1 protein-coding gene is annotated in these 257 nt (G+C 51.8%); it reads right to left on the bottom strand.

All coding sequences use genetic code 11. The features are described from left to right. On the bottom strand, positions 1–257 hold a 257-nt coding region (locus tag HMPREF3039_RS08430; RefSeq protein ID WP_197457894.1), incomplete at both ends, for a hypothetical protein.

The following is a 257-nucleotide window of genomic DNA, read 5'->3' as shown; positions in this document are numbered from 1 at the left end:
CGTCCCGATAGAGATTGACCAGGGTGATGACTTCTTCTCCTTCCTTCTTGGGAGGAGTTGCATTGGGGTCGAGGTAGGAATTGATATCGGGTACATCCGCCTTGTCGGAGAGAATGGCAATGCAGAACTCCTGTCCGGAGCCCAGGGCGGTGTAGTGCTCATGGATGATTTGACACCAGTAATACCCCTGTTCCAGCACGACGCTTTCCGGCTTTAGGAGGGAGTCTTTTGCTTCTTTGGTGAGTTCTACATTCTTG

The sequence above is a fragment of the Akkermansia sp. KLE1798 genome (assembly GCF_001580195.1).
Lineage (GTDB): Bacteria > Verrucomicrobiota > Verrucomicrobiia > Verrucomicrobiales > Akkermansiaceae > Akkermansia > Akkermansia biwaensis.
This window is presented reverse-complemented; position numbering and strand designations above follow the sequence as displayed.